The sequence below is a fragment of the Microbacterium sp. GCM10027623 genome (genome assembly GCF_042666935.1).
In the GTDB taxonomy this organism is placed as follows: domain Bacteria; phylum Actinomycetota; class Actinomycetes; order Actinomycetales; family Microbacteriaceae; genus Microbacterium.
In genome coordinates, this window is the sequence record NZ_JBHTHE010000001.1 from 255,033 (window position 1) to 277,507 (window position 22,475).

Below are 22,475 nucleotides of genomic sequence, written 5' to 3' on the forward strand. Positions count from 1 at the left end.
TCGAGCACTCAACCCGGCACAGGGAAGGTCGCCCTCGTCGAGCCGCGGGCGACGAGCTCGGTGGGCAGTTCGACACGCTGCGCGCCGATGTCGATCCCTTCGACCGCCTGCACCAGCGTTCGCACGGCGGCGGCCGCCATCTCGCGGATGGGCTGCCGGATCGTCGTCAGAGAAGGATGAAGCCAGCGTGCACCGCGCACGTCGTCGAATCCGATCACCAGCACGTCGCGAGGAACCCCGAGCCCCGCCTCGGCGATGGCGCGGTACGCCCCGGCGGCCATCTCGTCGGAGCAGGCGAAGAGGCCGATCGGGCCCTCCCCACCCAGCTCCGCGAGCGCGCGGGCCGTTGCCCTCCAGGCATCGACCGCACTCCAGTCCGCATCGCGGCGCACCACGGGCGCTCCGGGCACCAGGCGTCGCAGGGCGGCGAGGAACCCCTCCACGCGGGCGCGCCCGTAGCGATACGGCGGGGACCCGCCGATGACGACGAAGCGCCGCACGCCGCGGTCGATCAGGTGCTCTGCCGCGGCCACGCCACCGGCGTGGTCAGTGGTGCGGATGCTCGGCAGTCTGACTGCGGGCTCCCCAGGCGGCTCGAGCAGCACGAGCGGGATCGCGGCCCGCTGCATGAGCGCGATCTGCGCGGAAGTCGGAACCATGAGTCCCAGGATCACGCCGGCTGTCCCTCGCGAACGGATGCGATCTGTCCAGTCATCACTCGGATCGGGGCGGTCCGTGGTGAGCACCAGGTCGTAGCGCAGACCGGCGGCCGTGGTGCGCGCACCGGCCGTGACCTCATCCGTGTACGGGTCGTGGAAGTGGCCAAGCACGAGGTCCAGCACGCGCGATGTCCCGCCGCGCGGACGACCGCGCGACTCCCCGGCGAACGTGTAGCCCAGTGCCGCGGAGGCCCGCAGCACACGTGTGCGGGTGTCGGCGGACATGTCGCCGCGGCCACGCAGCGCACGGGATGCCGTCGAGATGCTGACCCCCGCCTCCTCGGCGACGCGCGCGAGCGTGACGCGGGGAGGGAAGGGCACGGAACTATTTTGCGCAATTTCTGAGACATCCGCCACAGCACGTGGCATCGTTTCCCGCGATCCGCACAGGACTTTCGAGGACGAGAGAGAAGATCAATGACGACACGACTGCGCGTGGCCATCATCGGCACCGGCTTCATGGGGCGCATGCACGCCCACGCCTGGCGCACCGCGCCGCGGTTCTTCGACCTGTCACCTGCTCCGGAAGCAGCCCTCCTCGTGGGCAGCGACACGGGGCGCACCGCCGCCGCGGCCGAGGAGTTCAGCATCCCCGAGTCCTCCTCCGACTGGCGCAGCGCGATCGCCCGCGACGACATCGACATCGTCGACATCTGCACTCCCGGTCACACGCACGCCGAGATCGCCCTCGCCGCCCTCGCGGCCGGCAAGCACGTGCTGTGCGAGAAGCCGCTCGCCAACGACGTCGCCGAGGCCGATCGGATGGCGGCTGCCGCGGCAGCGGCAGCCGAGCAGGGCGTGGTCAGCATGTGCGGATTCAGCTACCGCCGGACACCCGCGCTGGCCCTGGCCAAGAAGCTCATCGACGACGGCCGACTCGGGCGGATCCGCCACGTGCGCGCCCAGTACCTGCAGGACTGGCTCACCAGCCCCGACGCGCCGTTCACCTGGCGTCTCGATCGCACGCGCGCCGGCTCGGGCACTCTCGGCGACATCGGTGCGCACAGCATCGACACCGCACAGTGGCTGACCGGCTCGGCGATCACCGGCGTGTCCGCCACGCTGCGCACCTTCGTCGAGTCCCGCCCCCGCCTCACCGAGCATGTCGGCCTGGGCGGCCGCGCCGACGCGGACGCCCCGCGGGAGCAGGTCACCGTCGACGACGCCGTGGCGTTCACGGCATCCTTCGCCGACGGCGCCCTCGGCGTCTTCGAGGCGACGCGCATGGCGGCCGGCCACCGCAACGCGAACCGCATCGAGGTCAACGGCGAGCTGGGCTCGGTCGCGTTCGACTTCTCGTTCCTGAACGAGCTGCAGTTCCACGATGGGCAGCTGCCGTCCGACGAGCAGGGCTTCCGGCGGATCGATGTCACCGAACCCGAACACCCCTATGCCGGTGCCTGGTGGCCGGCAGGCCACGGCCTGGGATACGAGCACCTCTTCACCCATCAGGCCGTCGACTTCGTGCACGCGATCACCGACGGCGTCCCCGCACGCCCCGGCTTCGCCGAGGCGGCGCGCGTGCAGCGCGTGCTCGCCGCGGTCGAGGCGAGTGCAGCATCCGACAGCCGATACACCGCAGTGGAAGGAGCACGAGCATGACCGCGACACGAAAGGCGCTCGTCGTGAGAGGGGGGTGGGAGGGACACCGTCCGGTCGAGGCGACCGACATGTTCATCCCCTTCCTGCAGGAGAACGGCTTCGACGTGCGGGTCGAGGACTCCAACGAGGTCTACGCGGACGAGGCCGTGATGGAGGCCACCGACCTCATCGTGCAGTCCGTGACGATGTCCGACATCTCGGGCGACGCACTGAAGGGTCTGCGCCGTGCCGTCGAACGCGGCACCGGACTGGCGGGGTGGCATGGCGGGATCGCCGACTCGTACCGGAACAGCTCGGACTACCTGCAGCTCATCGGCGGCCAGTTCGCCACGCATCCGTCGAAGCACCCGGACTCGTGCGCGGGCGACGAATCCGACAACTTCCTCTGCTACACCGTCGATCTGACCGACCTCGGCCGCGGCCACGAGATCATGGACGGCCTCGAGGACTTCACCCTGCGCACCGAGCAGTACTGGGTTCTCACGGATGATCTCAACGACGTCCTCGCCACGACCACGCACCCCGTGCAGCCGTACCACCCGTGGCACCGCCCGATCACCTCGCCCGCCGTGTGGACGCGCGAATGGGGCGCAGGACGCGTCTTCGTGGCGACGCCGGGGCACAGCCCCGTCGTGCTGCGCGACATCAACGTACGAACGATCATCGAGAGAGGAATGCTGTGGGCCAGCCGCACGGTATCGGAATAGTCGGACTCGGAGTCATCTCCGCGCAGTACCTGGAGACCCTCGGCACCCACCCCGGCGTGCGGATCGCCGCGGCCGCGGACCTGGACGCGGCCAGGGCCGCAGCCGTGGCCGAGCGGTTCGAGGGTTGTCGCGCGCTGTCGGTCGAGGAGCTCGTCGCCGACCCGGACGTGCAGACGGTGCTGAACCTCACGATCCCCGCCGCACATGCCGAGGTCGCTCTGGCGGCCCTGAGCCACGGCAAGAACGTCTTCGGTGAGAAGCCGCTGGCCCCCGGGATGACCGACGCGAGCACGATCGTCGCGGCGGCGACCGAGACCGCCTGGGTGGGCTGCGCGCCCGACACCGTGCTCGGCACCGGCATCCAGACGGCGCGGGGGGCTGTGGACGCCGGCGAGATCGGTCGACCGGTCTCCGCGGTGGCCACCTGGGTGTCATCCGGCCATGAGGCCTGGCATCCGAACCCCGATTTCTACTACCGCGAGGGCGGCGGCCCCCTGCTGGACATGGGTCCGTACTACCTGACCTCGCTGTTCCACCTGCTGGGCCCGGTGAAGCGCGTGGCGGGGGCGTCGTCCAGGCCGAAGTCCGTGCGTCGGATCGCATCCGGACCGCGCGCCGGCGAGGAGATCCCCGTCGAGGTCGACACGCACGTCACCGGTGTGCTGGAGCACACCGACGGGGCGATCTCCACCGTGACGTTCAGCTTCGACGCGGCGGCCACACAGGCGGCTCCCATCGAGGTGCACGGCGAGACCGGCACGCTCTCACTCCCCGACCCGAACATGTTCACCGGCGAGGTGCGCCTGCGCCGACCCGGTCAGGACGCGTGGAGCACCCTGCCGACCAGCGCGGGATACGAGAACGGCGGGCGCGGCATCGGCCTGCTCGACTTCGTCGCCGGCGGTTCGCGCTCGGACGCCTCGATCGCCCTGCACGTGCTGGAGATCATGACCTCGCTGCTGGAGTCCGCACGCACCGGCGAGCGCATCGAGCTCACCACCACGGCCGAGCGTCCGCCGCTGGTGCCGCTGACCGCCGAGCGGGAATGGCGGATGCTGTGACCGCATCCGCCCGCGCGGTGGTCGACCTCGACGTCACCGGACATCGCATCAGCCGGCATATCTACGGCCACTTCGCCGAACACCTCGGCCGGTGCATCTACGACGGCTTCTGGGTGGGCGAGGACTCGCCGATCCCGAACGAGCGCGGCATCCGTCTCGACATCGTCGAGGCGCTGCGCGCACTCGACATCCCCAACCTGCGCTGGCCGGGCGGCTGCTTCGCCGACACCTACCACTGGCGCGACGGCATCGGCCCCCGCGAGCAGCGCCCCCGCATCGCGAACACGAACTGGGGCGATGTGGTGGAGAACAATCACTTCGGCACCCACGAGTTCATGGACCTCTGCGACCTTCTGGGCACCGACGCCTATGTGAACGGCAACGTCGGCAGCGGCACCGTGCAGGAGATGGCGGACTGGGTGGAGTACCTCACCCGCGGCGACGACAGCCCGATGGCACGACTGCGCAGGCAGAACGGGCGCGACGAGCCGTGGAAGGTGCCGTTCTGGGGGCTGGGCAACGAGGCGTGGGGATGCGGCGGCAACATGTCCGCCGCGCACTACGCCGAGGAGGCCCGCCGTTATGCGACGTTCTGCCACAATCACGGCGACAACAGGCTCACCCGCATCGCGGCCGGCGCCAACGAGGACGACCTCGAGTGGACCCGCGTGCTGATGAAGACACTGATGGAATGCCACGGCTGCACGCTCTACGGGAACCTGCCCTACCAGGCGGTGTCTTTCCACTACTACACGCACTCCGGATCGGGCATCAACACCGAGGACGCCACCGCGTTCGACGAGAAGCAGTTCTACGACACGATGGCCTACGCCGCCGACATGGAACGCGTCATCCGCGGGCACGTGGCCGTGATGGACTCCTACGACCCGCAGAACCGCGTGAGCCTGGTGTGCGATGAGTGGGGAACCTGGTGGAACGCCGAGGAGGGCACGAACCCCGGCTTCCTGTTCCAGCAGAACACGGTGCGCGACGCGCTCGTGGCGGGGCTGCACTTCGACATCTTCCACCGGTACGCCCGCCGGCTGACGATGGCGAACATCGCGCAGACGGTGAACGTCCTGCAGGCCATGGTCCTCACCGACGGCGACGCACTGGTGCTCACCCCGACGTACCACGTGTTCGAGATGAACAAGGGACATCAGGATGCCGAGCAGCTGGCGGCCCACGTGCTCGAGGCGCCGTCGCGGGTGGTGGGCGGGACGGACCTGCCACTGGTGTCGCTGTCGGCATCCGTGAAGGACGATCGTGCGCTGCTGTCGCTGACCCACCTGTCGGCCGACGCGGACTGCGCGGTGAACGTCGATCTGCGCGGACGGGATGCCAGGGTTCTGCGCGCCCGCGTGCTGACCGGCGAGAGCACGACATCGTTCAACGACGCCGAGAACACCGATCGGGTGGCGCCGGTCCCGCTGGAGGCGAGCGTGCGGGACGGTGCGCTCGCGCTCACCCTGCCGCCGCACGCCTTCGCGACGGTGGAGCTGCAGCTGGCCTGAGGCCGGAAACATCGAGGAGGACACCGCATGACAGCACCGATCCGCGTCCTGGTCTGGGGCGAGAACCACCACGAGAAGCACGATCCGATCCCTCAGCGGATCTATCCCGACACGATGCACGGCACGATCGCCGCGGGCGTGCGTCGGCTGCTCGGAGATGACGTCGTCGTCGAGACCGCCACATTCGACGACGACGAGCACGGGCTGACCGAGGAGCGCCTGACTGACACCGACGTGCTGATCTGGTGGGGTCACATGCGTCACGACGACGTCGCCGATGCGGTCGTGGAACGCGTGCACCGCCACGTGCTCTCGGGGATGGGGCTCCTGGCGCTGCACTCGGCGCACTTCTCCAAGATCTTCATCCGACTGATGGGCACCACGTGCACCCTGCGCTGGCGGCAGGGCACCGACCGTGAACTGGTGTGGACCATCGCGCCCACGCACCCGATCGCCGAAGGCGTCGCGCAGCCCATCGTCCTTCCCGCGCAGGAGATGTACGGGGAGTTCTTCGACGTCCCGAACCCCGACGACCTCGTGTTCGTGTCGGGTTTCAGCGGCGGCGAGGTGTTCCGCTCGGGGATGACATTCTCCCGAGGACACGGCCGCATCTTCTACTTCTCCCCCGGCGATCAGGACTATCCGGTCTATCACGATGCGAACATCCAGCGGGTGATCGCCAATGCGGTCCGCTGGGCGCATCAGGCGCGCGCGCGTGTGGCGCCGCGCATCGGCATGTACCGCACCGGTGATTTCGACACCGCGCGCGAGTGGGACGGCACCCCGCTGTGAGCACCGCCGACACCCGCGACGTGATCGTGATCGGTGCGGGCGGAATGGGCCAGGCCTGGCTGGACACGATCGCACGGCGCCCGGATCTGCATGTCAGCGCCGTCGTCGACGTGGTCGAGCCGGCGGCGCAGGCATCCGTCGTCGCGCGCGGGCTGGACGCCGCGGTGTTCACCGACGTGCAGCAGGCTCTCACCACGGCGCCGGCCGACCTGGTCGTCAACGTGACGATCCCCGAGGCGCATCTGGCGGTCAGCTCCGCCACCGTCCGGATGGGTGTTCCCGTGCTCACCGAGAAGCCGGTCACACCCACGGTCGCCGAAGCCCTGCGACTCGCCGCCCTCAGCCGCGCGCGCGGTGTGCTCGTGGCCACGAGCCAGTCGCGCCGGCACACGCGAGGGATCACCGCCTTCCGCGACGCACTGCGCACGGCCGGCGGGGCGCAGCAGCTGGACGCGCGATTCTTCCAGAATCCGAGATTCGGCGGATTCCGTGACCGGATGCCGCATCCGCTGCTCATCGACATGGCGATCCACACCTTCGACCAGGCGAGATTCGTGTTGGGCTCCGAGCCGGTCTCGGTGTACTGCGAGGAGTTCAACCCGTCGTGGAGCTGGTACGACGGCGACGCGGCAGCCGAAGCGGTCTTCGCGTTCGCCGACGGTGCGCGCTTCTCCTACTCCGGCAGCTGGTGCGCGGACGGCTTGCAGACGTCGTGGAACGGTGATTGGCGCGGCAGTGCCGCGGACGGCACGGCGAGCTGGGACGGCGAGACCGATGTGCGACTGCAGGGCCGCAACGGAGACGCCGAGCGGCGCCCGCTGCCCGACGCGGACGAGGGTCTGGATGCCGCGCTGGCGGAGTTCGTCACCGCACTGGACGGGGGGTCCGCACCGTCCGGGGAGATCCACCGCAACATCTGGAGCCTCGCCATGGTCGAGGCCGCGGTCGCTTCCGCGGAGCAGGGCCGGCGCGTGCTCCTCGCCGACATCTTCGCCCAGGCGAGGCAGACCGCACTGCACACAGCGACCGATGACGAACGCGACGCGCTCGCCGATTCCGAGGAGTTCTCTTGACCCTGTCGCACCTGCCCCTGGCATCCGTGCAGCTCGACCGCGGCATCTACGACGATCGCCGCCGCCTGAACCGCGCCTACCTGCACGCGCTGCGGCCGGCCGCGCTGCTGCAGAACCACTTCATCCAGGCCGGGATCGGCAACCAGCTCTGGCACATGCAGCCCTCGCAGGATTCCCCGGCGGCCCGCGGCCTGGACCGGCACTGGGGCTGGGAGACGCCCGGCGCGCTGCTGCGCGGCCACTTCACCGGGCACTGGCTGTCGGCCGCCGCCCGAGAGGTGGCCGTGACCGGCGACCCGGTGCTGCGCCGCGCGATCGACGAGGTGCTCGACGGACTGGCGCGCTGCCAGGACGAGAGCGACGGCGAATGGCTGTGGGCGATCCCGCCCTCGTTCCTGAGGCGCCTCGAAAGAGGACTGGATGTCTGGGCCCCGCAGTACGACATGCACAAGACGCTGATGGGTCTCGTCGACGTGCACCGGGAGCTCGGCGACGAGCGCGCGCTCACCATCGCGACCCGGGCCGCGCAGGCCCTGCTGCGCTGGATGCGCGGCATCGACGATGAGGCGTTCCAGCAGATCCTCGACGTGGAGACGGGCGGGATGCTGGAGGTCTGGGCGGACCTGCTGGAGATCACCGGCCAGGACATCTACCGGGAGCTGCTCGACCGCTACCGGCACCGCTCGCTGTTCGATCCGCTGCTGGAGGGACGCGACGTCCTCACGAACATGCACGCCAACACCACCATCCCCGAGATCCTCGGTGCCGCCCGCGCCTACGAGGTGACCGGCGATGACACCTGGCGCCGCCTGGTCGAGGCGTACTGGGACTGGGCTGTCACCCGTCGCGGCACGTTCTGCACCGGCGGGCAGACCTCCGGCGAGATCTGGACGCCGCCGTTCTCGTTCGCCGCGCGTCGCGGCGACAAGACGCAGGAGCACTGCGCGGTCTACAACATGATCCGCCTGGCCGACGTGCTGCTGCGGTGGACCGGTGATCTCGGCTACGCCGACTACATCGAGCGCAATCTGCTCAATGGCATCCTCGCCCAGCAGAACCCGCGCACCGGGATGGTGGCCTACTTCCTGCCCTTGGCAGGCGGGGCGACCAAGGCCTGGGGCAGTGCGACCGAGGACTTCTGGTGCTGCCACGGCACGCTCGTGCAGGCGCACACCCGGCACGCGCAGCACGTCTTCTACTCCGGCGAGGACGGCACGCTGACGATCGCGCAGTTCATCGCCGCGCACGCCGAGGTGGCCACCGAGAGCGGCCCCACCCGGGTGAGCGTCGAACTGCCCGGAGACGCCGACGAGGTCGGTCCCGATTCCAACGCCGGGGAGGCCGGGGATCTGCATCGCCCGCACGCCCTGCGGGTGCGGATCGTCATCGATTCCCCGGATGCGCTGCGCGTGCGCGTGCGCGTGCCGGAATGGGTCGCCGGCACGCCGCTGGTCTCCGGTGGCATCGCGGGGGAGATCGTCGACGGCGCCCTGCTGCTGGCGCACTCCGGTGGCGCGGCGAGCGCCGACATCGCCCTGCCGTGGGACGTGCGCGTCGAACCGATCCCCGACGAGCCGGGCACGGTCGCGTTCTTGGAGGGTCCCGTGGTCCTCGCCGGGCTCGTCGACCGGGAGACCGCGCTGCGCGGCCGGGTGGATGCTGCGGCCGACCTGCTCACTGCGGACGATGAGCGGCACTGGTCGCAGTGGCGCTCGCGCTACCGCACGGTGGGCCAGCAGTCCGGCATCCGCTTCATTCCTCTGCACGAGGTCGTCGACGAGCCGTACGCGGTCTACTTCCCCGTGCACTGACGCCGCACGGTCCCACTGGCTCACATGGCAGCGGCCGCCTCCGCTTCGATCACGAACAGACGTGCGGAGGGCTCCTCCGGCAGTCCCACGGTGAGGACTCCCTCGTCGCTGTCCCAGCGCGACTCGGTGGGCAGCCCGGCCGGATACAGGCAGGACACGCGCACCCTCTCGCCGGAGAGCGCCGGCAGACGCACCTCGACGGTGCCCGCCCCTCCGCGCCGCCAGAGGGAGATGTAGGTGCGTCGGCCGGCGCGCATGCCGAGGGAGACGACCTCGTCGCGCCAGCCGGGCAGGCCGGCCGGCCAGAAGGGCACCGCGCCGCGCAGCTCTCCTCTGATGCCCTTGTAGACATCGATCGCGTCGCGCACATCGTCGGTCTGGGCGGCATCGAGCAGATCCAGCCGCCCTCCGAGGTGGATGCGGCCGAGCAGGCTGTTGACCATGGTGAACGCGTTGCGCTCCGGACTCCAGCGATGATCGGGATAGGCCCAGACGGCACCCTGCTCGGGGGTGACGGCCGTCGGCATCGAGGCGGAGATTGCTGCGTACTGGATCGGGTCCTGGTTGTCGCTGGTCGACTGGATGGAATGCAGCGAGAGCAGCGCGTAGTCCATCCGCTGCCCGCCAGCGCTGCAGTTCTCGATGACCAGGCCCGGATGCCGGTCCAGCACGGACGCCAGCCAGGCGAGGTACGCGCGACCGTGCACGAGCTGCCCGTCGCCGGGGCTGTCCGAGGCGACATCGGTGCCCTGGGTGACGTCGACGTTGTCATCGAACTTCAGATAGCCGACGCCGTAGTCGGCCACCAGCCGGTCGACGATGCCGGTGAGCCGCTCGACGACGGCCGGATGCCGGAAGTCGAGCTGGTAGCGGCCCGACTCGATCACGCGGGCTCCGTCGCGCTGGAAGAACGCCTCGTCGGGCAGCTCCCGCGCGACCGCACTGTGCACGCCGACGGATTCCGGCTCGAGCCAGAGTCCGGGCAGCATCCCGCGCGCTCTGATGTGCTCGGCCACTTCCCGCAGACCGCCGGGGAAGCGCCGGGCGGACTCCCGCCAGTCACCCAGGTCGTCCCACCAGTACCGGGTCTCGGCGTGCCAACCGGCGTCGATGCAGAAGTACTCGGCTCCCACGTCGGCCGCCGCGTCGATCAGCGGCAGCAGCTTCTCGGTGGTGGGATCGCCCATCAGCGCGTTCATGAAATCGTTGAACACGACCGGCAGGGTCTCGTTGTCGGGGTGGGGACGACGGATCCGGCGACGATAGTCGGTCATCGCGGCGAACGCCGCATCGTCTCCCGCCGCGAGCGCGATCGCGGCCGGCACCGACGAGAAGCTCTCGCCCGGTGCCAGGCGACGGGTCCACTGGTGCGCCTGCTCCGTCGGGCCGGTGGCGACCAGGTAGAGCGCGCCCGCCCCGTCACCGATCTCCCAGCGCCATCCACCGTTGTTCTCGATCTGCCACAACAGCGTGCGCGAGCCGTCCCTGGCGCTGAGCATGCCCATCGGCAGATTGCCGCCCGTGGACCAGCTGCCGCGCCCGGTCAGCGCGAAAGAGGCACGTGAGACGGGGTAGCCCCACTGAGCCAGACCGATGTCGTCCAGGCCCAGGTCGGCGGGGAGGGCATGCTGCCAGGCGGCCTCGCGGAACCAGCTGTTCCTGGCGAAGCCGACGGTCTGCTCGTCCCACCAGTCCGACGCCGGCCCGCTGATGCCGCCGAGTGCGATCGAGGACAGCAGCTGCAGGTGGGCCGGGTGATCGCCGTCGTTGTGCGCCCGGGTCTGCCAGCGCACGACGGGCAGGTCGGGCCAGGCGGTCAGCGTGGTGGTGACCGTCAACGAGGTCTCGGGGTCGCGCATCGTGACCGCGAGCGTCTTGGTGCCGTCCGGCTGCTCGCTCTCGTGATGGCCGAGGTACCGCATCCGACGGCTCAGCCCGCCGCCCATCAGCCGCTCGGAGGAGGCGATGTCATTGCCCTCGCCGGCGACCCTGACTTCGGCCAGCGGCAGGGCGACGCCGTCACTCGAAGGCTCTCCGGGGCGGGCGAAGCGGGTGACCGCCGGCGGCCGGGCGTCGATGCTCACGTCGAGCTCGACACCGCCCGGCCGCCAGATGATCCGGTCGGTCAATGGTCGTACCCGCTCTGCCAGATCTCCAGGTACCGGTCCACGCCGAGGCCGTTCAGCCCTTCGAGGTATCCCTGCCAGTCGCCGTCGTTCTCCGGATCACGGACGCCGGTGATGAACTCGGCTGTCGCGGTGGCGACATTGCTCTCGATGTTCGCGGTGAGCGTCGACAGCTCGCTGGCCTCGTCGGCGGGGACCCAGACGTTCCAGTAGGGGAACATCGCGTCGGTCTCCTTGCCCTCGTAGACCTCGGTCGCCTGGAACAGTCGGCGCTCGAAGCCTTCCTGCGTGTAGATGTCCTGAGGCTGGATCTGGGCGTTGCGGAAGTCGGCGGTGTCGAACACCTGGGCCATCGGGCCCCAGTTGCCGTTGTAATCCGCCTCGTTCTCCTCGTCGAGCGGCATGTCGAACAGGCTGGGTTCGAGGTTCTCGTCCAGGGCGATATCGCCGTCCTCGGGTGCGCGCCAGCCGACGCCCTCCTCGCCGAACTGCGCTCGGACATGGCCCTCCGCCGAGAACATGTAGTCCATGATCTCCATGATCTTCTGCTGTTCGGCCTCATCGGCGGCCTGGGTGATGACGAAGGTGGCACCAGGCACACTCGGCAGCAGATAGGTGGCGGCCTGTCCGGTCGGACCGGTCAGCGGCGGAAGCGGGTCGTACTGGTTGTCGCGTCCGTCCTCCTGGCCGATCGTGACCGCGAATCCAGGGTGGATCGCGGTGAAACCACCCAGCATCACGCCCTGGGCTGCGTTGCCGGTGGCGGTCATGGCGTCGCCGCCCTGGGAGAAGGTGGCCGGATCGATCAGCCCGGCGTCCCACATGCGGTTCAGGAACTTCAGGCCGTCGCGCCAGCCGTCCTGCATGGTCTGCATCTGCACGGCGTCTCCGTTCAGCCCCAGGGAGACGGGCTGGCCGTTCGCGCCGGAACCGGTGTTGAACGCGTTGTAGATGAAGGCGTTCATGATGAACGGCACGAGCGACTGCTGAGTGCTGCCCGTCAGTGGGATCTCATCCGCCTCGCCGTTGCCGTTCGGGTCGTCGTTCTTGAACGCCGTCATGACGTCGAAGAACTCCTCCGGCGTGGTCGGCATGTCCAGTCCGAGGTTCTCCAGCCACTGGGTGTTGATCCAGAACTTGTAGGGGTACGAGCAGTGATAGCAGTCGTTCCACTGCGGCAGACCCAGGATCTCGCCGTCCGGTGTCTCCGCGAGCTCGCGGAAGCCTGGCTCGGCCTCCAGCGCCGCCGAGATGTTCGGTGCGTATTTCTTGATCAGGTCGGTCAGCGGCACGATCAGTCCCTGGTCGCCGTAGCGCTGCAGCTCGGCCCTGCTGAACTGCGACGCCCACGGCACGAGCATGTACGCCTCGGGCAGGTCGCCGCCGGCCAGGGAGATCTGCCGCGCCTCGGTCGCCTCGGATGCACCGTACGACGTCGTCTCGAACTTGATGTCGACGTCGAACTTCTCCTCGAGCAGCTTCGTGAACGAGTTCGAGTTGAGCTCGATCTGGCCACCTTGCTCGCCGAAGATGGTGAGCACCTTCTGGTCGTCCTCGGCGCTCGGACCCGAGCATCCGCTCACTCCGATGACGGCGGTGAGGAGCGCCGCGCCGATCATGATGCGGTTCTTTCTGCCGGCGACTCTGCCGGACTGAGGTCGGATGGTCACAGACTTCCTTCTTTCGGATTGTTGGTCGTGCGGGATCTGGTGGATTCGGCAACCAGCAGCGGCGGCAGCGTCAGCCCTTGACCGCGCCGAGCATGATGCCCTTGTTGAAGTAGCGGGCGACGAACGGGTAGATGAGCATCACCGGGACCGTCGAGATCACGATGAGCGAGTACTTGAGCAGGTCGGCGAGCTGCTGCCGCTCGATCTGTGCGGTTGCGTCCATTCCCGGAGTGGCCTGATTCAGGATCAGCACATTGCGCAGCACGAGCTGCAGCGGGTACAGGTCCGGGTCGCGCAGATAGAGAAGCGCGTCGAAGTAGGAGTTCCACTGGAAGATCGCGTACATCAGCGCGATCACCGCCAGCAGCGGCTTCGACAACGGCAGCACCACCGACCAGAGGAACCGGAGGTCGCTCGCGCCGTCGAGCTGGGCGGCCTCGTAGAGCTCGTCGGGGATGGACGAGCGGAAGAACACCACGGCGATGATCACCTGCCAGACACCGACCGCCTGCGGCAGGATCAGCGCCCAGCGGGTGTCGAGCAGGCCCAGCTGCTGGACCACGAGGTACGTGGGGATGATGCCGCCGGCGAAGAGCATCGTGAAGATGACTCCGAGGCTGATCCCGCCCCGCCCCCAGAAGTCCTTCCTGGACAGCGGATAGGCGATGGCGACCGTCAGCGCCAGGCTGACCGCCGTCCCGACACCGGTGTAGAAGAGCGAGTTCAGGAAGCCGGAGATGATGGCCCTGTCGCCGAGGGCGCGCTCGTATCCCTCGAGGGTGAACTCGATCGGCCAGAAGGTGACTCGGCCCGAGGAGACGGCCAGGGGCGAGCTGAAAGAGCTCGCGACGATGTACATCAGGGGCAGGAGCACGACCAGCAGGAAGGTCACCAGGAGCACGTAGACCGCGATCATGAAGAGCCGGTCGACCAGCGGATCCTTGATGCGCGTCGTGCGCCGCAGCCGCTTTGCGCTCGGGGACGGATTCTCGTCGACTGCCGTGTCGCGTGTGTCCAGCAGTGTCACCACAGTCCCGTTCCCGTCAGTCGCTTGGCCAGGGCGTTCACCCCGAGCAGGAGCACGAGGTTGATCGCGCCGTTGAACAGACCGATCGCCGCCGCCTGGCTGAAGTCGGCGTTGAGCAGTCCGACCTTGTACACGTAGGTCGGGATGATCTCCGATCGGGAGAGGTTGAGGGAGTTCTGCAGCAGGAACGCCTTCTCGAAGCCGATCGCCATCACGTTGCCGACTCCGAGGATGAGGATCGTGACGGCCGTCGGCATGATGCCGGGCAGGTCGACGTGCCAGATCTTCTGCAGCCGATTGGCCCCGTCGACCTTGGCCGCCTCGTAGAGGGCCGGGTCGATCGAGGACAGCGCCGCCATGTAGATGACCGCGGAGTACCCCATGGTCTGCCAGATGTCGGTGGCGACGTAGATGTGCCGGAAGTAGTCGGGATCGCCGAGGAAGTCGATGGTCCCGAGGCCGAAGAAGGAGGTCACGTCCGCGGCGAGCCCGAGTCGCGGCGAGAGGAAGAGGATGGTCATGGAGATGACCACGACGGTGGAGATGAAGTAGGGCGCGTATGTCACCATCTGCACCGTGCGCTTGAAGAACCGCTGACGCACCTCATTGAGGGCGAGCGCGAGGAGAATCGGAAACGGGAAGCTCGCGAGCACCACGTAGGCCGACAACAGGAATGTGTTGCCCAGCAGCGTCCAGAAGATGGGGTTCGAGAAGAACCTCTCGAAGTGCTTGACGCCGGCCCAGGGGCTGCCCCAGACGCCGTCGATCACGTTGTAGTCCTTGAACGCGATGATCGCGTTGCTCATCGGGACGTACTTGAAGATCACGAAGTACAGCACCGGCACCAGGATCAGCAGGTAAAGCTGCCAGTGCCTGCGGAGGCTGCGTCTGGCCGCCTTCCAGCCCTTGACCGTGGACCTCTGCCGGATCGAGGGCGCCTCGGCAGGAGCCTGCGTCGCAGGGGCATCCGCGAGTGCGGTCATCATCGTCGAAGCACATCCAATCGCCCGGGGTACGGAAGCGTGTTCGACGATAATCATCAGATCTATTTTGTGTCAAGGGTGAATTTATCGGTACACATGGCAGAGGTTTTCGCCCCGCCGTCGCTAATCATTGGATCTATACGCGCTTCTGCCGATTCCTCTAGGCTGGCGACGTGTCAGAGGAAGTCGCCGAAGATCCCACCGCCGAGCAGGGTTCACGAGCCGCCCAGGTGATCGCCAACGTCAAGCGGATGATCGCGTCCGGCGAACTCGGAGCGGGCGACAGACTGCCCGTCGAGAAGGTGCTCGCCGAGCGATGGGGAGTCTCCCGCGGCTCGTTGCGCGAGGGGGTGAGGGCGCTGGCCGCTCTCGGCGTACTGGAGACACGACAGGGAGACGGCACCTACGTCACTCGTCTCGATCCGGGCACGCTCCTGAGCCCGCTGAGCTTCTATGCCGAGCTTCAGGGGAGCGAGCAGTCCGCAGATCTGCTGGCGATCCGTCGGGTGCTCGAGACGGAGTCCGCCGGCCTCGCGGCGATGCGCATGAGCGAGGCCGATCTGCAGCGGTTGGAGGACATCCTCTCCGGCATCGACGAGGTGCTGGCATCCGGCGAACTGGATCCCGAGGCCTTCATCGATGCGGATGCCGAGTTCCACCGCCTCATCGCCGCGGCCGGCGGCAACCCCGCGCTGGCGGCACTGATCGGCAGTCTCGTCACCCGCACGCTGCGCGGACGACTCTGGCGCGCGATCACGGAGCGCGATTCGGTCAGCGAGGCGCATGCCGAGCACCGCGACATCCTCGCGGCGCTGCGCACCCGAGACCCCCAGCGCGCACGGATCCGGATGGGTTCGCACCTGCTCGGTGTGGAGGAGTTCGCGGGCACGCACCCCGAGGCGGCGACAGGTCTCGGCGAGGCGCCGCCCGACGCGAAGGTTCACCCCGCCGCGACGACCACCCCGAGGAAGGCGCGCTCGGCCCAGTAACCGCCGTTCGGGTAGCTGTATCGCTCGATGCTCTCGGGCCTGAGCTGGGCGCTGTAACCGGGCCGTGTGGGCAGCCGATAGTGACCTCCAGCGACGATGCACGGATCGACGAAGTGCTCGTGCAGGTGGTCGACGTACTCGGTGACGCGGCCGTCGAGCGACCCGGACACCGCCACGTAGTCGAAGACGGCCAGGTGCTGGACGAGCTCGCACAGTCCCACACCGCCGGCGTGGGGGCAGACCGGCACGCCGAACCTGTGCGCCAGAAGGTAGACCGCGATGATCTCATTGACGCTGGCGAGCCGCGCGGCGTCGAGCTGGCAGAAGTCGATCGCCTCCGCCTGGAACATCTGTTTGAACAGCACCCGGTTCATGCCGTGCTCGCCAGTGGCAACCCCGATCGGCGCCACGGCGCGTCGGATCGCCGCGTGCCCGAGGATGTCGTCGGGGCTGGTCGGCTCCTCGATCCACAGCGGCCGGAACTCGGCGAGACGCTCCATCCAGGCGATCGCCTCTGGTACGTCCCAGACCTGATTGGCATCGATCATGAGCTGCGCGTCCCAGCCGATGACCTCGCGCGCGATGCGGAGCCGGCGCACATCGTCGTCGACGTCCGAGCCCACCTTGAGCTTCACGTGCCGGTAGCCCTGCTCCACGGCCTCCTCCAGAAGCAGTCGCAGCTTCTCGTCGGAGTACCCCAGCCATCCGGCGCTGGTGGTGTAGCACGGGTATCCGCCGCGTGCGCGGAGGTCGTCGATGCGCTGCTGCTTCGTGGCGCTCTTCTCGCGCAGCATGGTCAGCGCCTCGTCGCGGGTCAGCACATCGGAGAGATAGCGCAGATCAGCGGCATCCACGAGCTGCTCGGGTGTCATCTCGGTCAGCAGCCGCCACAGCGGTACATCCGCCCTGCGGGCGGCCATGTCCCAGAGCGCGTTCATGACCGCCGCCATCGCGAGGTGCACGACCCCCTTCTCCGGCCCGAGCCAGCGCAGCTGACTGTCGGCGGCCAGATCGCGGTACACCGCGCCCAGGTCGTCGAGCAGCTCGTCGACGTCGCGACCGATCAACGGTTGGGCGCGCTGCCGCGCTGCTTCGGCGCACAGGTCATTGCCACGTCCGATCGTGAACGTGAAGCCGTGCCCCTCGAGGTCGCGATCGGTATGAAGGATCACATACGCCGCCGAATAGTCTCCGTCCTTGTTCATCGCGTCCGAGCCATCGCTGTCCAGAGAAGTGGGGAATCGGACGTCATGAACGCCGACACTGGTGATGACCGCCATGGAGTACCTCGTCTCAGTTGGGCACCACATACATTAGATCAATAACTGGATTTGACGGTAGACGAGCGTCGTTATCTCGAAATAGCCTGGGATAGATCAGATGTTTGGTCGCTTGGATCGGACCAGGAGCAATCGATGACGAGAACGCCACTCACGCGCTGGCGCTTCCGGGTACTGCACACGGAGGGCGTCGAACCCTCTGACACCGAGGAGACAGAGGTCACCATTCCGCACGACGCGGTGCTGCAATCGCCGCGCAGATCCGACCCGGACTTGACGGCCACCGGCTACTTCCCCGGCGGCGCCTGGGAGTACACCGCGGTGCTGCGCGCGCCCGAGAGCTGGCGTCGGCGCCGCATCGCCCTGGAGTTCGAGGCGGTATACCGATCGGCCTCGGTGTTCGTCAACGGTGAACTCGCCGGCGGCTGGAAGAGCGGCTACTCGTCGTTCTCGGTCTCGCTGGATCCCTTCCTCCGCCATGGCGCGGACAACACGATCTCGGTTCGGATGCACGCCCATCGCGACTCGCGGTGGTACTCCGGCGGCGGCCTGCTCAGGCCGGTCCATCTGCGCGTCACGGATCCCGTGCACATCCCCCTGGACGGTGTGTTCGCCACGACGCCCGAGATCGACGAGGAGTTCGCGCTCGTCCAGATCGACACGACGGTCCGCAGCGAGGATCGGCACACTCAGGCTCGGGAGGTCCGGATCAGCATCCGCGACGCCGACGGCGAGCTCGTCACCAGCGACACCGTCCCCGTGACCGTCGCGCCCGGCGACGAGGCGCTGGTGCGCCAGCGGGTCCTCATCCCGGCGCCGCGACTGTGGAGCCCCGAAAGCCCGTACCTGTACGTCATCGCGGTGGAACTCGTCTCCGCCGACGCCGTGGACGAGGTGCGGGTCCCCCTCGGTATCCGATCCCTCCGACTGGACGCCGTGAGGGGCCTGCGCGTGAACGGCCGACCGGTCAAGCTGCGGGGCGCCTGCGTGCATCACGACAACGGCGTGATCGGTGCGGTGAGCATCGCCCGGGCCGAGGAGCGGCGAGTCGAGATCCTGAAGGCTGCTGGCTTCAACGCGGTGCGCAGCGCCCACCAGCCGATGAGCCGGGCGATGCTCGACGCCTGCGACCGCCTGGGCATGCTCGTGATGGACGAGCTGTCCGACATGTGGACGAGGACGAAGTCCGATCACGACGCGGCGAACGACTTCACCGAATGGTGGGAACGGGATCTGGATGCGATGGTGCACAGGGCCCGCACCCACCCCAGTGTCTTCGCCTACTCGATCGGCAACGAGATCCCCGAGATCGGCACGCGCCAGGGAGCGGTCTGGTCGCGTCGGCTGGCCACACGTGCCCGCGAGCTCGACCCGACCCGCTTCGTGACCAGCGGCGTGAACGGTGCGCTGATCATCATGGACGGCAGCGCGCAGTCCCGTCCCGGCGTGGTGGACGAGGCGAGCCTGGACGAGGCGAAGGAGATCAACGGCTTCATGATGGGCCTCGCGGACAAGATGAATGCGCTGGCGGTCTCGGATGCCGTGACGAGACTGACCGCCGAGCCCTGGGCGACGGTGGACATCGCCGGCATGAACTACCTCGACGCGCGATACGCCGCGGACCGCGACCTGTTCCCACACCGCGTGATCGTGGGATCGGAGACCTTTCCGACCAACATCGACCGGCTCTGGGCACTCGTCACCGAGCACGACCATGTCATCGGTGACTTCACCTGGACCGGTTGGGACTATCTCGGGGAGCCGGGGATCGGGCGACCCCGGTACGCCGAGGATCCGCCCGCACCTCCGCTCGCCGAGTACCCCTGGATCCTCTCCTGGGCGGGCGACATCGACATCACCGGCGAGCGCCGGCCCGCGTCGTTCTACCGGGAGATCGTCTACGGCCTGCGCGCGGCGCCCTTCATCGCCGTGCGCCGACCCGAGACGAGAGGGAAGACGCCCCAGCACGCGCCGTGGTCATGGTCGGAGGCGATCCCGTCCTGGACATGGCCCGGCCTGGAAGGAGAATCGCTCGAGGTGGAGGTGTACTCGGATGCCGATGAGGTCGAGCTGTTCGTGGGCGACCGGTCATACGGTCGACGCGCGACAGGCCCGGCGAACAGGTATCGCACGGTGTTCACGGCCGATTACATGCCTGGCGAGATCGAGGCCGTGGCCATCCGCTCGGATGAGCTCCGTGAGCGGGTGACGCTGCGGACGGCATCCGGAGACCGGCGGCTGTTGCTCGCAGCCGACCGCAGCACCCTGCATGCCGGTCCGGACGACCTCGCCTACGTCTCCTTGGAGGTGGTCGACTCCGACGGCGTCCGCGCGACCGATGTGCAGGACGAGGTGCGGATCGAGGTGACCGGGGCCGGGCGCCTGCAGGGCTTCGGCAGCGGCTCGCCCGTGACCACCGGGTCGTATGCCGACGATCGTCACCATCTCTTCGATGGCCGGGCGATCGCAGTGATCCGCCCGACCGAGCCGGGAGACATCGTCGTCACCGCACGCGCCGACGGCTACCCGGATGCCGCCGTCCTTCTCACCGTCGCCTGACCATCGGCCCGACGGCCGGTCTTCCCGCCATCGGATGACCGGCACCCGTCCGGCAGCGGGCATGATGGATCGAGTGATCGACCTCGCACCGTGGGCCTGGGCACTGCTCGCCCTGGCCGCGCTGGTCGCGGGGCTGGGCAAGACCGCGATCCCCGGAAGCGCCACCCTGTCGGTGGTGATGATGGCCGCCGTGCTGCCCGCCCGCCCGTCGACAGCCGCGACACTGCTGCTCTTCATCGTCGGCGACGTGTTTGCCCTCATCGTCTACCGCCGGCACGCGCATTGGCCCACCCTGCTGCGGCTGGCTCCTGCTGTGGTGGCGGGACTGGTGTTCGGCTTCCTGTTCCTCGCCTGGAGCGATGACGCGATCGTGCGCCGCACCATCGCGATCATCCTGCTGGCGATGATCGCGATCACGCTGTGGCGGCGGTGGCGATCACCCGGCGCGGCATCCGGACGGATCGTCGCCGCGACCTACGGCACGCTCGCCGGGTTCACGACCATGGTCGCCAACTCCGGAGGGCCGGTGATGTCGATGTACTTCCTTGCGACGCGTACTCCGATCAAGGTGTTCCTCGGCACTTCGGCCTGGTTCTTCGCGATCGTGAACCTCGTGAAGGTGCCGTTCCTCGCCGGGCTCGGCCTGTTCACCCCATCCGTCCTGCTGATGGATCTGGTGCTCGCCCCGCTGGTCGTGGTCGGTGCGCTGATCGGCATCCGCCTGGCCGAGCGGATGCCGCAGCAGCTCTTCGACCGTCTCGTGATCGTGCTGACGGTGATCGGTGCCGTGTACCTGCTGTTCTGAACAGCTCCGGGTCGAGCAGCCCGCTCGTCCCGGCGACGCCGGTATGCCTGACTCAGTCCAGGAAGATGTCCGGGAACAGCCGGTCGTCCGGCGTGCCGGGCACGGCGGCGTACTTCGAGAAGTCCGTGACCCCGGCATCCGCCAGCACGTCCTCCACGATCAGCGACTGACCGGTGTACGAGGCGGCCGACCTGGTGAGCACCTCGTAAGCCGCATCCGCATAGATCTCCGCGGTGCGGCTGGCGGCCATCACGCGGTCGCCGCCGAGAAGGTTCTGCACGGCGGCGGTCGCGATCGTGGTGCGCGGCCAGAGCGTGTTGGCGGCGATGCCGGCATCCACGAACTCCGCCGCCAGGCCCAGCGTCACCATCGTCATGCCGTACTTCGCGAGCGTGTACCCGGTGTGCGCGCCGAGCCACTTGGGCGTGATGTTCAGCGGCGGCGAGAGCGAGAGGATGTGCGGGTTCTCCGCCTCCAGGAGCAGCGGCACGGCCGCGCGGGACAGCATGAACGTCCCTCGCACGTTCACGTCCTGCATGAGGTCGTACTTCTTCGCCGCGAGGTCGACGGAGCGCGAGAGATCGACGACGCTGGCGTTGTTGATCACGATGTCGACGCCGCCGAACTCGCCCTGCGTCTTCAGGACGGCCCCGGTGATGTCGTCGTCGTCGCGCACGTCGCCGACGATCGGCAGCGCCTGTCCCCCGGCCGCACGGATCGCCTCGGCGGCGGAATGCACGGTGCCCTCGAGCTTCGGATGCGGGGTGTCGGTCTTGGCGAGCATCGCGATGTTCGCGCCGTCGGCGGCAGCGCGCAGCGCGATGGCGAGGCCGATGCCGCGGCTGCCGCCCGACATCAGGATGGTCTTGCCTGCGAGGGTCATGGGATCTCCTTCGTCGGTCGGATCACTTCGGGGCCATGCGGATGGCGCCGTCGAGGCGGATGGTCTCGCCGTTGAGGTAGTCGTTGGCGACGATGTGCTCGACCAGGGCGGCGTACTCGTCGGGGCGGCCGAGCCGCGAGGGGTACGGCACCTGCTGCCCGAGCGAGTCCTGCGCGGCCTGGGGCAGGCCGGCGAGCATCGGCGTCTCCATGATGCCCGGGGCGATGGTGCACACGCGGATGCCGTGGCGCGCCAGTTCCCGCGCGATCGGCAGCGTCATCGCGTGCACGCCACCCTTGGACGCGGAATAGGCGGGCTGGCCGATCTGCCCGTCGAAGGCCGCGACGCTCGCGGTGCTGACGATCACCCCGCGGGCGCCGCTGTCGGTCTCGTCGTTCTGCGCCATCACCGCGGCTGCCTGGGATATGACGTTGAACGTGCCCACGAGGTTGATGCGGATGATGCGTTCGAACGCGTCGAGGTCGGCCGGGTTGCCGTCGCGGTCGAGCACCTTCGCCGGCGGGGCGATGCCCGCGCAGTTCACCACGACGCGCAGCGGGGCGATCGCCTGAGCGGATGCCACGGCGGCCGTCACCTGCTCGGCGCTGGTGACGTCGGCCGGCGCGAAGGCGCCGCCCAGTTCGGCGGCGATCTCGGCGCCGGGCGAGTCGGGCAGGTCGATGATGGTGACCTGCGCCCCGGCCGCTGCCAGCCTGCGGGCGGTCGCGAGTCCGAGCCCGCTGGCGCCGCCGGTGATGAGCGCGCCCTGTCCCGTGATGTGCATGTGTTCTCCTTCGAACGGACTGCTCCTGCACGTGGCAGGGTGTGCGACTGAGTCTCAGCATAGATGATTCCGAGTTTCTCGCCCTGGTGG

Annotated in this window: 18 protein-coding genes; 10 read left to right on the top strand and 8 right to left on the bottom strand. The window is 68.5% G+C overall.

The window, feature by feature from the left end; translation table 11 throughout:
- Positions 1-8: 8 nt before the first annotated feature.
- The gene (locus ACFQY2_RS01145; RefSeq protein ID WP_378743765.1) at positions 9-1,040 is read right to left on the bottom strand and encodes a LacI family DNA-binding transcriptional regulator; all 1,032 of its coding nucleotides are present in this window, start codon (positions 1,038-1,040) and stop codon (positions 9-11) included.
- Between the two features lie 96 nt (positions 1,041-1,136).
- Here ACFQY2_RS01145 and ACFQY2_RS01150 point away from each other — a divergent pair, with 96 nt between their 5' ends.
- From ACFQY2_RS01150 to ACFQY2_RS01180, 7 genes are read left to right on the top strand one after another with little or no spacing between them, the layout of a single operon-like run.
- On the top strand, positions 1,137-2,321 hold the full coding sequence (locus tag ACFQY2_RS01150) for a Gfo/Idh/MocA family protein (RefSeq protein WP_378743766.1): 1,185 nt from the start codon (positions 1,137-1,139) through the stop codon (positions 2,319-2,321).
- Positions 2,318-3,028, top strand: a complete 711-nt coding sequence (locus ACFQY2_RS01155) for a ThuA domain-containing protein (protein ID WP_378743767.1) — start codon at positions 2,318-2,320, stop codon at positions 3,026-3,028. The genes ACFQY2_RS01150 and ACFQY2_RS01155 overlap by 4 nt, the downstream gene beginning before the upstream one ends.
- Complete coding sequence (locus tag ACFQY2_RS01160; RefSeq protein WP_378743768.1) at positions 3,001-4,089, top strand: Gfo/Idh/MocA family protein; 1,089 nt, start codon at positions 3,001-3,003, stop codon at positions 4,087-4,089. The genes ACFQY2_RS01155 and ACFQY2_RS01160 overlap by 28 nt, the downstream gene beginning before the upstream one ends.
- A complete protein-coding gene (locus tag ACFQY2_RS01165; protein WP_378743770.1) occupies positions 4,074-5,603 on the top strand; it encodes an alpha-N-arabinofuranosidase in 1,530 nt (509 codons plus the stop codon). The genes ACFQY2_RS01160 and ACFQY2_RS01165 overlap by 16 nt, the downstream gene beginning before the upstream one ends.
- A 27-nt stretch (positions 5,604-5,630) precedes the next feature.
- Positions 5,631-6,395 carry a ThuA domain-containing protein gene (locus tag ACFQY2_RS01170; RefSeq protein ID WP_378743771.1) on the top strand — a complete coding sequence of 255 codons (765 nt, stop codon included), beginning with the start codon at positions 5,631-5,633 and terminating at the stop codon, positions 6,393-6,395.
- Positions 6,392-7,468, top strand: coding sequence for a Gfo/Idh/MocA family protein (locus ACFQY2_RS01175; protein WP_378743772.1), 1,077 nt, complete (start codon positions 6,392-6,394; stop codon positions 7,466-7,468). The genes ACFQY2_RS01170 and ACFQY2_RS01175 overlap by 4 nt, the downstream gene beginning before the upstream one ends.
- Complete coding sequence (locus tag ACFQY2_RS01180) at positions 7,465-9,279, top strand: beta-L-arabinofuranosidase domain-containing protein (RefSeq protein WP_378743773.1); 1,815 nt, start codon at positions 7,465-7,467, stop codon at positions 9,277-9,279. Before ACFQY2_RS01175 ends, ACFQY2_RS01180 begins: the two co-directional genes overlap by 4 nt.
- A gap of 20 nt (positions 9,280-9,299) precedes the next feature.
- On the opposite strand, the gene ACFQY2_RS01185 is transcribed toward ACFQY2_RS01180, so the two are convergent.
- From ACFQY2_RS01185 to ACFQY2_RS01200, 4 genes are all read right to left on the bottom strand, one after another.
- Positions 9,300-11,363, bottom strand: coding sequence for a glycoside hydrolase family 36 protein (locus ACFQY2_RS01185; RefSeq protein WP_378743774.1), 2,064 nt, complete (start codon positions 11,361-11,363; stop codon positions 9,300-9,302).
- A 41-nt stretch (positions 11,364-11,404) separates the two neighbouring features.
- Positions 11,405-13,075, bottom strand: a complete 1,671-nt coding sequence (locus ACFQY2_RS01190) for an ABC transporter substrate-binding protein (RefSeq protein ID WP_378743775.1) — start codon at positions 13,073-13,075, stop codon at positions 11,405-11,407.
- A gap of 70 nt (positions 13,076-13,145) precedes the next feature.
- Positions 13,146-14,102 (bottom strand): carbohydrate ABC transporter permease, encoded by a 957-nt coding sequence (locus ACFQY2_RS01195; protein WP_378743776.1) that lies wholly within the window; start codon positions 14,100-14,102, stop codon positions 13,146-13,148.
- Positions 14,099-15,088, bottom strand: coding sequence for an ABC transporter permease (locus ACFQY2_RS01200; protein ID WP_378743777.1), 990 nt, complete (start codon positions 15,086-15,088; stop codon positions 14,099-14,101). The genes ACFQY2_RS01195 and ACFQY2_RS01200 overlap by 4 nt, the downstream gene beginning before the upstream one ends.
- A 170-nt stretch (positions 15,089-15,258) precedes the next feature.
- On the opposite strand from ACFQY2_RS01200, the gene ACFQY2_RS01205 reads away from it, so the two are divergent.
- Complete coding sequence (locus ACFQY2_RS01205; RefSeq protein ID WP_378743778.1) at positions 15,259-16,074, top strand: FadR/GntR family transcriptional regulator; 816 nt, start codon at positions 15,259-15,261, stop codon at positions 16,072-16,074.
- Here the strand turns inward: ACFQY2_RS01205 and ACFQY2_RS01210 are convergent.
- Positions 16,026-17,354 (bottom strand): enolase C-terminal domain-like protein, encoded by a 1,329-nt coding sequence (locus ACFQY2_RS01210; protein WP_378743779.1) that lies wholly within the window; start codon positions 17,352-17,354, stop codon positions 16,026-16,028. The genes ACFQY2_RS01205 and ACFQY2_RS01210 overlap by 49 nt on opposite strands.
- A 135-nt stretch (positions 17,355-17,489) precedes the next feature.
- Here ACFQY2_RS01210 and ACFQY2_RS01215 point away from each other — a divergent pair, with 135 nt between their 5' ends.
- Together ACFQY2_RS01215 and ACFQY2_RS01220 are read left to right on the top strand one after the other, a co-directional pair.
- Positions 17,490-19,913 carry a glycoside hydrolase family 2 TIM barrel-domain containing protein gene (locus ACFQY2_RS01215; protein WP_378743780.1) on the top strand — a complete coding sequence of 808 codons (2,424 nt, stop codon included), beginning with the start codon at positions 17,490-17,492 and terminating at the stop codon, positions 19,911-19,913.
- 34 nt (positions 19,914-19,947) lie between these two features.
- Positions 19,948-20,718, top strand: coding sequence for a sulfite exporter TauE/SafE family protein (locus ACFQY2_RS01220; protein WP_378743781.1), 771 nt, complete (start codon positions 19,948-19,950; stop codon positions 20,716-20,718).
- 52 nt (positions 20,719-20,770) lie between these two features.
- Here ACFQY2_RS01220 and ACFQY2_RS01225 read toward each other — a convergent pair whose 3' ends face one another.
- Positions 20,771-21,601 carry an SDR family oxidoreductase gene (locus ACFQY2_RS01225; protein ID WP_378743782.1) on the bottom strand — a complete coding sequence of 277 codons (831 nt, stop codon included), beginning with the start codon at positions 21,599-21,601 and terminating at the stop codon, positions 20,771-20,773.
- Positions 21,602-21,623: 22 nt separating this feature from the next.
- Positions 21,624-22,385: an SDR family NAD(P)-dependent oxidoreductase gene (locus ACFQY2_RS01230; protein WP_378743783.1), complete on the bottom strand. Its 762-nt coding sequence runs from the start codon at positions 22,383-22,385 to the stop codon at positions 21,624-21,626.
- Positions 22,386-22,475 lie beyond the last annotated feature (90 nt).

Excerpts from the sequence above, each read along its gene's own strand:
- ACFQY2_RS01200 (WP_378743777.1), bottom strand. The coding sequence starts at position 15,088 with ATGATGACCGCACTCGCGGATGCCCCTGCGACGCAGGCTCCTGCCGAG.
- ACFQY2_RS01210 (WP_378743779.1), bottom strand. The coding sequence starts at position 17,354 with ATGGCGGTCATCACCAGTGTCGGCGTTCATGACGTCCGATTCCCCACT.
- ACFQY2_RS01220 (WP_378743781.1), top strand. The coding sequence starts at position 19,948 with ATGACCGGCACCCGTCCGGCAGCGGGCATGATGGATCGAGTGATCGAC.
- ACFQY2_RS01155 (WP_378743767.1), top strand. The coding sequence starts at position 2,318 with ATGACCGCGACACGAAAGGCGCTCGTCGTGAGAGGGGGGTGGGAGGGA.
- ACFQY2_RS01150 (WP_378743766.1), top strand. The coding sequence starts at position 1,137 with ATGACGACACGACTGCGCGTGGCCATCATCGGCACCGGCTTCATGGGG.
- ACFQY2_RS01170 (WP_378743771.1), top strand. The coding sequence starts at position 5,631 with ATGACAGCACCGATCCGCGTCCTGGTCTGGGGCGAGAACCACCACGAG.
- ACFQY2_RS01225 (WP_378743782.1), bottom strand. The coding sequence starts at position 21,601 with ATGACCCTCGCAGGCAAGACCATCCTGATGTCGGGCGGCAGCCGCGGC.
- ACFQY2_RS01230 (WP_378743783.1), bottom strand. The coding sequence starts at position 22,385 with ATGCACATCACGGGACAGGGCGCGCTCATCACCGGCGGCGCCAGCGGG.
- ACFQY2_RS01215 (WP_378743780.1), top strand. The coding sequence starts at position 17,490 with ATGACGAGAACGCCACTCACGCGCTGGCGCTTCCGGGTACTGCACACG.
- ACFQY2_RS01165 (WP_378743770.1), top strand. The coding sequence starts at position 4,074 with ATGGCGGATGCTGTGACCGCATCCGCCCGCGCGGTGGTCGACCTCGAC.